The sequence below is a fragment of the Paracoccus sp. SY genome (assembly GCF_002901215.1).
Classification (GTDB): domain Bacteria; phylum Pseudomonadota; class Alphaproteobacteria; order Rhodobacterales; family Rhodobacteraceae; genus Paracoccus; species Paracoccus acridae.
The window spans coordinates 1-381 of record NZ_NWMQ01000228.1; the positions used below are offsets into that span (position 1 = coordinate 1).

At 67.5% G+C, this 381-nt stretch carries 1 protein-coding gene; it reads left to right on the forward strand.

Annotated elements, in window-relative coordinates:
• Positions 1-381 (forward strand): ATP-binding cassette domain-containing protein (locus CK944_RS22655; protein WP_146038800.1); only part of this gene is annotated, 381 nt, incomplete at both ends.

Below are 381 nucleotides of genomic sequence, written 5' to 3' on the forward strand. Positions count from 1 at the left end.
GGCGAATCCGGGTCGGGCAAGTCTGTCACCTCGCTGGCGATCATGGGGCTTCTGCCCCAGGCGCTGAAGGTCGCGACCGGCAGCATCACCTTGCAGGGCCAGGATCTGCTGCCCCTCAGCCAGGCGCAGATGCGCCAGTTGCGTGCCGCCCGCGTCGCCATGATCTTCCAGGAGCCGATGACGGCGCTGAACCCGGTCCTGCGGGTCGGCGACCAGATCATGGAGGTGATGGAGCTTCACACCGACCTGCTGGTGGCCGAACGCCGCGCCCGCGCCCGCGCGATCATGGAGCAGGTGCATCTGCCCGATGTGGACCGCATCTTCCGGTCCTATCCCCATCAGCTTTCCGGCGGGCAGCGCCAGCGGATCATGATCGCCATG